This window comes from Syntrophomonas zehnderi OL-4, assembly GCF_000983115.1.
In the GTDB taxonomy this organism is placed as follows: domain Bacteria; phylum Bacillota; class Syntrophomonadia; order Syntrophomonadales; family Syntrophomonadaceae; genus Syntrophomonas_B; species Syntrophomonas_B zehnderi.
Window position 1 is genome coordinate 54,995 of sequence record NZ_CGIH01000025.1, and the last position, 7,938, is coordinate 62,932.

Below are 7,938 nucleotides of genomic sequence, written 5' to 3' on the forward strand. Positions count from 1 at the left end.
AACAATATCTTCTATATCAACTTGTATTAAATGCCCTGCCCTTATATCATTCTCTACCACCACTTGCGGAAGAAAAGCAATGCCAATATTGGCAATAACAGCGTTTTTAATGGCTTCTGTATTATTGAGAACATGCTTGGGTTTATACTTGACTTTATGATTACTTAAGGCATTCTCAATAACTTCACGGGTTCCGCTGCCGGATTCACGGAAAATAAGTACTTCATCAACCAATTCAGCAAGTTTAATGCTTTTTTTGTTCTCAAGGGCCCATCTGTGTTTTGGCGAACAAATTAAAAATAATTTGTCCACCAACAAATGATTAACCGTAATATCCTTAGAATGGATAGGTCCTTCCACTAAACCAATATCAATCGTATTATCCATGACCATGTCTTCAATTACCGATGTATTGTCAATGAAAAATTGGAGTTCTACATTTTCGTATTGAGTTTGAAAATCACCTAAAAGATGTGGCAGTAAGTATATACCAATAGTTGTACTGGCACCAACACGCAGTTTTCCCATACGTATATTGGCTATATCCTGCATAGTGTTTTCTGCTTCTTCCATCAGACTAAGTATTCTTTTGCTGTACTGATACAGTGTTTCGCCAGCACTTGTCAGCAGCATCCTATGGTTCATACGTTCAAATAAACGTACTTGTAATTTGTCTTCTAAATCAGTTATAGCTTGACTAACTGCCGGCTGACTCATGTAAACCTGTTTGGCAGCTTTAGTAACACTGCCAATTTCCGCAACCAGAGAGAATAATTCCAATTGTCTAAGATTCAATTTTATCACACCTAGCTTATTCTTTCTCAGTAACAAGAGTGCGGGTGGTTATAACGATTACTAAAACTTTAAAAGTTTAGGGGTACCGATTAGACCGTCTATTTGCTCGAGCTGCTTTAATACTTCTTCTTCAACATTGTTATCTACATTGAGAATCATTATAGCAGTTTGTCCTTTAGTCTGACGGGCCACTTTCATGGAGGCAATATTAATTCCTGCTTCGCCTAGGGTAGTGGTCAATGGCCCGATGACTCCGGGGCGATCTTCATTTTGCAGCATAAGTACATAGCCTTCCAGATTTGCCTCAGTTTCGTAGCCGTTTATATCTACCAGTATTGGATTCCTAGCGCGAGAAAGTGTTCCGCTGATCTCCATCTCATGATGCTGACTGAATATGTTAATAGTTAACATATTCTTGAAGGGTTTGGCACTCTGTTTTTCCTTACGCTCATAAACTTTGATACCTCTTTCCGCAGCCAGAAGGCGAGCATTAACATAGTTTATTTTTTCCCATAAAACAGGTTCCAGTATTCCTTTCAAAAAGCCGATGGTCAACATCTCTGTCTCATTAACAGTAATAGGTCCACTGTAAGTAATTTCTACCCGTTTGATGGGTAATTTTTCAATCTGATAATAAATGTTGCCCATTTTTTCTGCCAATGTAATATAGGGCCGCAAATAGTTTAATTCCTCAGGTAAAACTGCAGGCAGATTTACTACATTGGGAACAATTTCGCCTTTAAGTGCCAGAAGAACCTGTTCAGCAATATTTTCCCCGACTCTCTTCTGAGCTTCAAACGTATCTGCACCCAGATGTGGAGTGCAAACCACGTTGGTATACTTGAATATCGGGTTGTCAATGGCGGGTTCTTTTTCATATACGTCCAGGGCTACATTGGCAATTTTACCATTTTCCAAGCCTTCTATTACAGCAGTTTCTTTAAAAATGCCGCCTCGAGCACAGTTTACCAGAATTACACCTTTTTTGGTCAGGGCAATGGCCTTCTCGTCAATCATGTGTATAGTTTCTTTAGTTTTGGGAGTATGAACCGTAACAACATCTGCTTCTGCCAGTAGTTCTTCAAGCGAGTTCTTCTTTTCTGCCCCAAATCTTTCAAACCGTTCATCGGCGATATAGGGATCGTAGGCAATAATATTCATGTTAAAAGCTTTTAAGCGAGTAGCTACCATTGAGCCAATACGACCCAGACCGATAATACCAACTGTTTTACCATATAGTTCAGTCCCCCTGAAAGGCTTGCGATCCCAGATCCCGCCTTTAAGCACATCATTGGCCCAAGCTGTATTGCGAACCGAGGATAACAGAAGACTGATGGTTTGCTCAGCCGCTGATACAGTGTTGCTATCCGGAGTGTTGGCCACAATAATGCCATATCGGGTGCATACATCTACATCTATGTTGTCTATTCCGTTGCCAGCCCGTCCGATAACCTTAAGCCGGGTACCTCTTTTGATTAATTCTTCATTGACCTTGGTAACACTTCGAACTATGAGGGCATCGTACTGATCAATAACCGACAATAGTTCCTCACGGGAGATGTCGTCTCTGAAATCAACATCGAGCTCTGTTCTAAGCATTTCCAGTCCTTCCTCAGCTATCCTCTCGCTTACTAATACTCTTTTTCTCTCCACTCGTCATTCTCCTTTATAAATTATTAGGCACATATTCATGGGTTTGCTGAACTATTTGTATCGCCTTGTACTTCACATTTAGTCTAGTCTGCTAGCCGGTTGCCAATGGCTATTCCCAAGGGGAGCTTCAATAAATGTTGAGCCCTTCTGGATAACCGAAGCACTTTAAGGTTTTCTGTATTTTAGGGTATTATTGGACTACTGGCACTTTATGTTGTCTTATTCATAAGCATATGGTACAGCAAAAACTAAGAAATTCCGGATAGAATCAGCTTAAGTGATTTTATCCGGATATTGAGAGGGATTAATGTTGATTTCCTTGTTTGCACATATTCATATACTCATTAACCCAGTTATCATTTTCTGGATAATGCAGTCTGTTATAACAAGTCTTGTTTTCTTTGTTCTTTACCCAATTTCTATATGTTTTATCGCCCAGGCAAGTAATTATGGTTACTCCTTTGGTCTCATAGATTACTACTACAGAGATACCTTTATGCGTGACTTCAAAGCAATAACCACGACTGCTAGGACGAAAATATACCTTTTTTCCATAGCGAACAATATTCTGTAGTAATTTAACAATATTCTCATTTGGAGTATAATAATCGAACATACGTTGACGGTATCTTTTGATCGCGTGTTTGGTAACAACAATATTCAATTCTTTTAACCGCCCTTCATTTTCGATAATTCATCGTTAGTCCCTGTTAAATTTTTATCTTTCCTGCTTACCCAGTGTTATGGTAGTATTGCCCAAACACCTGTGTGGTGCTCTTATCGCTGGTCTCATTAATACTCATCCTTTAAGGGTTTTGAACGTGGCAGCATAAATTATATTTAAAATTCGTTTTATGTATTTTGTAACGCAGTCACTTTCCTAAGTTTATCGCTTGTTCTTAATTGAAATATAACACAGGACAAGATGTTAGAATAATATAATAAATTAATAATCACCATTAGCAAATATTTATGGTGCTAAATTAACCCCCTACTTTCTGGCGAAAAATGCAAATAACAGGAGATTAAAGAGAAAGGTTATATTCTACACTAGGCTCATGGGATTATTCGGAGAGAATATTTTAAAAAAGCATCTTCTATGTACAAGGCACTAAAGAAGATGCTTTACTAAAAACTTTTTAAAATTCCTTAAGTCATCATAATAATGAAACTACCTAGGCATAGGAATGTAAACCAGGGAGGAAATAATTTACCCCAAAGAAGGTAAAAAGGACGGCGGCAAAACCGATTATAGCCAGCCACGCAGCCCGCTTTCCTTTCCAATCATGCATTAAGCGGGCATGTAAATATACGGCATAGATGATCCATGTAATCAGAGACCATGTCTCTTTGGGATCCCATGACCAATAAGTACCCCAGGCATATTCTGCCCAGATTGCTCCGGTAATGATTACCAGGGTTAGGAATGAAAATGCGAATAATATTATCTTATAAGATAGTTCATCCAGAATATCTATATCAGGGACTCGTGATACGAATGCTTTTATAACTGAACTAGTACCCGAATGAGCCTTGAAAAGATATAACACTGCCAAACCAAAGGAAACTGCAAAAGCCCCATAAGAGAATATGGCGGTAAGCACATGTAAAGTCAGCCAGTTACTCTTTAAAGCCGGCGGAATTGCCTGCACTATCATTTCATTCGAACCCATGGTTATTACAACGAAACTCAAAAGCAAAAACGGAATCGGCATCACGAATGCACCTAGTTCTTTGAGTCTATAATGTAATTGTATAAACAGATATATTAAAACCGTTCCCCAACAAAATGTCAGGATGAATTCGTATCCATTGGCTAAGGGCAATCTGTGGGCTAAAATTGTTCGAGCGACTAATATAATAGTATTTCCCACCCAGCCAATTACTGTAAATGCCGTTGCTAACTGACCATTCAACTTGTTTTTAGTGATTAGCTGGAACCAATAAAAAACCATTGCAATAAAATAGGCGAAAAGTGTTATATAAAGGCCGGCACTCGTTAGAATATGTAATGTTTGATTCATTTTGACCACTCTCCTGCCATAATCAGATATGTTGCTAGTTAATTCTCTGCAATTCTTTGAGAATTCCATTAAACTCGGCTTCGTTTTGTTTGATCGTTTTACCAGCATACATACCCATCAATAAAGTCCCTGAGCGATCCTGGGGTGTGAATATACCAGAAACCAATAAAGGACGCCAGTAGAAGGAAATAATTAATCCTAACAGCAGTGTCCCTGAGCCCAGCCAAACAATTGGTACTCCTGGATCAGATTTAATCTCCAAACCGGTGGCATTGGTCAATTCTAACAGGGTTATTTTGTATTCATCAAATACCAATCTGTTTTGTCCGGGAGTAAGATTAACAACGCTTGGTTCCCCTTTATCAGTTACAAATATCTGCAAATAAACGATCGGTCTATTCTGTAATTTAAGGCCTTTAACATATAGGTCGCTCTTATCAACCCTTTGTTTAAAGCGGTGGCTTAATTCATTGCTTATTTCTTTTTCATTTGAGGTCTGCCCAAGCATAACCAATTCTTCTTGTTTGATGTTATTCTTTTCTATAACAATTAGCGCGTAATCAGCATATCTGCTTTGATAATATTTAACCCCATCGTATGAAAAAGGATGGTTGACTGAAGTATTTCCGCGAGCCAGCTCCTTGCCTTCCCGTAATATGCTTATATTCGTATACCAGTTGTCACGCTCGCCATTGGCTAAATAACGGTCTTCAATCGAATTAATTTTTATTTCATAATCTTTAGTCGCCGAGCCTTTATTAAGAGGTATTTGGTTAAAACTTATTACTTCACCCTTTAATGCCATGAAACCGCCGGAAAATCCAAGAGTTCCCATCATGGCACCAATGATAATGATGACAAAGGCGATATGAACGATGTAAGCCCCCCAATATCCAAAGCGGTATTTTTGGGCAACAAAGGCCCAGCCGTCATCTGTTTCAGCACTGGTGAAACGATATCCGCGCGACCTTAGATTTTTTTCCAGGTTACAAAACAAGTCATCGTTTGTGCCTGTTATAGAAGAGCAGATTTTATGCGGAACAGCATTTATATTTCGTGGTATAGGCGGATGATGGATCCTTTTACGAAGACCCTTAAATCTGCTAATACTGCAGGCTATTATATTGATACAAAGAATACCCAACAACAGCTTAAAACATACTGAAGAATATACATCCAGCGATATGAATGTTCCAAGCCCAGCAACGAGCACGATTAAGCCCAGTATAATTATTCCGGTTTTCATTGAAGTGAAGAAATGCCAAAAAGTTTGATTTGTTTTTTTCATGTCAATTTCCTGAATTATTGTTAAGAATCTTGGGGCGTCGGTTCAATATCCAGTTCAAGCAAAATTTGATACAATTCTTTCCTGCGGTCAGCTAAAAAAAAACTATCTTTCATTGACGTTCGTTCTCTGACTCTTAGTTTATTGAGCCGCTCAGCAGACAAATTTACACATAATATATTCGCTACATTATTACTATACTTGGCTAAAGTTTCACCCTTGGGTCCCCATACCGCCGAACCGCCGCTGTAATTTCGACCCATGTAGTCTGATCCGCACATATTGCAGGCTGCTAAATATACAGTATTATCATAGGCTCTTGCCGGCATGTACTTATTCCAAATTTCTAAACGGTCGCCGGAAATACTTGGTGAAGCATGAGGGGCAAACAATACCTCAGCTCCCTTCAGTGAGTAAACCGCTGCCAATTCCGGAAAATGCCAATCCCAGCAGATTCCCACCGCAAATTTTACCCCGTGGCTAGTAAAAACTGGCAGTTCATCGCCAGCTGTAAACCATTCTTTCTCTGATCGTCCCAAATGCACCTTGCGATATACCTCTAAACTACCGTCAGGCAACGCTATTAATTGGGATATGTAAGGTTTCAGAAGATCATCGGAGGATTCGGGAAAACCGACCAGTAACGTAACCTGCGAATCTACAGCCGTCTTGGACAACAGCTTTATTGCAGGATTGTCCAGGGTTATAGCCAGATCACTTATAATTTGGGGACAATACCCAGACAAGGCCAGTTCCGGGAAAACAATAAACTGAGCACCCATCTTAACGGCCTGATTGGTTGTATTCAAAATACTGTTTATATTTTGTTCGATATCTCCAGCAGCTGAGTCCATCTGTACTAAGGCGATCTGACAATCCTGTTTCATTTTACTATTCCCCTTTTGAAATCAATATCTATCTGGGAACATTAAAACCTTTTCTATGGCATCCCGGTTATGCAAAAAATCAATAAAGTAACGTTCTTCCTTGGTTTTAGTATTATTGGCATTAGTTAAAATATTTAAGTCACGACCCAAATATAAATCCTGAATCCTGATGGCCTTTAGAATTTTTTCCTCACATTCTTTACGGACAGTCAAAGCGGAAATAATTGTAAAACCCATACCGGTCGCAACGACCTGTTTAATCGATTGAGTACTTCCCAATTCCATAGATATATTAAAATCGGATATATCAAATCCTTTTTCCTTAAGAGAAATCTCCAAGACCTTGCGCGTTCCTGAACCAACCTCCCGCAGGATCATTCGGTCTTTAGATAACTCATTAAGCGTAACACTGCCTCTAGCAGCCCAGTAGTGATGATAAGGAACTACTACAACCAATTCATCATGCCAGAATTTTTCAGTTATAAGATCCTTGTGTTCAGGCACCGGTCCTTCAACTAAACCGATACGTACTTTCCTTTCCAATACATCCCGAGCAATTGTTTCGGTATTAGCAATGCGTACTTTAAAATCAACTTCGGGCTGTATTTCATAATAGCAGGCTAGGATGTTGGGAATTAGATATTCTCCAATAGTTAATGTCGCTCCGATTTTAACCTCGCCACGGTGATCATCGGATAATTGGTTGATTTCTTGCAATACGTCATCAAGCGTTTCCAGCATCTTGCAGACATAGTCATAAAAGATGAGGCCGGCTTTAGTCAAAGTTACGCCTTTATTGCTACGGTTAAAAAACTTGGTTCCGTAGTGATGCTCAATGTTTTGGATTTGAAGGCTTACAGCTGGTTGACTGATATGTAGCCGTTTGGCTGCCGAGGTAATGTTTTTCGTTTCAGCAACTGCTTTGAAAACCAAAAATTCCTGTTCACACATATATTTCCCGCCTTTTCCCAATCACAATTAACTGGCTAACTTAATTGTAACAAATCCATCTTTACTTAACTTTTTTCATAGTGGATTGTTCATCATATGAACAGGTTGTAACCGTCAAGTAGTTTTGAACAAAAAACGTTAAATAATTTTGGACACCTAATTGTTACCAAAAATGGTTTGACGATGCTTCAGACGATAGCTGTCGCCAGTTAGATGAATAACCTCGCTTTTGTGGATTAAACGATCCAAAATAGCGGTTGTAATGGCCGGATCACCCAGAATATCACCCCATTCTTCCGGGCCTTTGTTGGATGTGATGATAATGGAGGTCTGCCCGTAAAGC

General features: G+C 39.2%; 8 protein-coding genes. All 8 read right to left on the reverse strand.

The genetic code is table 11. The features are described 5' to 3' along the window. On the reverse strand, nt 1–795 hold a 795-nt coding region (locus AAV90_RS06195), incomplete at its 3' end, for a LysR family transcriptional regulator (protein ID WP_423229769.1). 60 nt (nt 796–855) lie between these two features. Continuing rightward, entirely contained in the window at nt 856–2,448 is a 1,593-nt protein-coding gene (gene serA / locus AAV90_RS06200; protein WP_046496706.1) for a phosphoglycerate dehydrogenase, read from the reverse strand. Nucleotides 2,449–2,752: 304 nt separating this feature from the next. Beyond that, entirely contained in the window at nt 2,753–3,112 is a 360-nt protein-coding gene (locus AAV90_RS06205) for a DUF4258 domain-containing protein (protein WP_046496708.1), read from the reverse strand. Between the two features lie 511 nt (nt 3,113–3,623). Beyond that, the gene (gene ccsB / locus AAV90_RS06210; RefSeq protein WP_046496710.1) at nt 3,624–4,472 is read right to left on the reverse strand and encodes a c-type cytochrome biogenesis protein CcsB; all 849 of its coding nucleotides are present in this window, start codon (nt 4,470–4,472) and stop codon (nt 3,624–3,626) included. 34 nt (nt 4,473–4,506) lie between these two features. Then, complete coding sequence (locus tag AAV90_RS06215; RefSeq protein WP_046496712.1) at nt 4,507–5,760, reverse strand: cytochrome c biogenesis ResB family protein; 1,254 nt, start codon at nt 5,758–5,760, stop codon at nt 4,507–4,509. A 20-nt stretch (nt 5,761–5,780) separates the two neighbouring features. Then, complete coding sequence (locus AAV90_RS06220; RefSeq protein ID WP_046496714.1) at nt 5,781–6,644, reverse strand: nitrilase-related carbon-nitrogen hydrolase; 864 nt, start codon at nt 6,642–6,644, stop codon at nt 5,781–5,783. Between the two features lie 21 nt (nt 6,645–6,665). Then, entirely contained in the window at nt 6,666–7,595 is a 930-nt protein-coding gene (locus AAV90_RS06225; protein ID WP_046496716.1) for a LysR family transcriptional regulator, read from the reverse strand. A 156-nt stretch (nt 7,596–7,751) separates the two neighbouring features. Then, a partial coding sequence (locus AAV90_RS06230) for an ATP-binding protein (RefSeq protein WP_046496032.1) occupies nt 7,752–7,938 on the reverse strand: 187 nt, incomplete at its 5' end.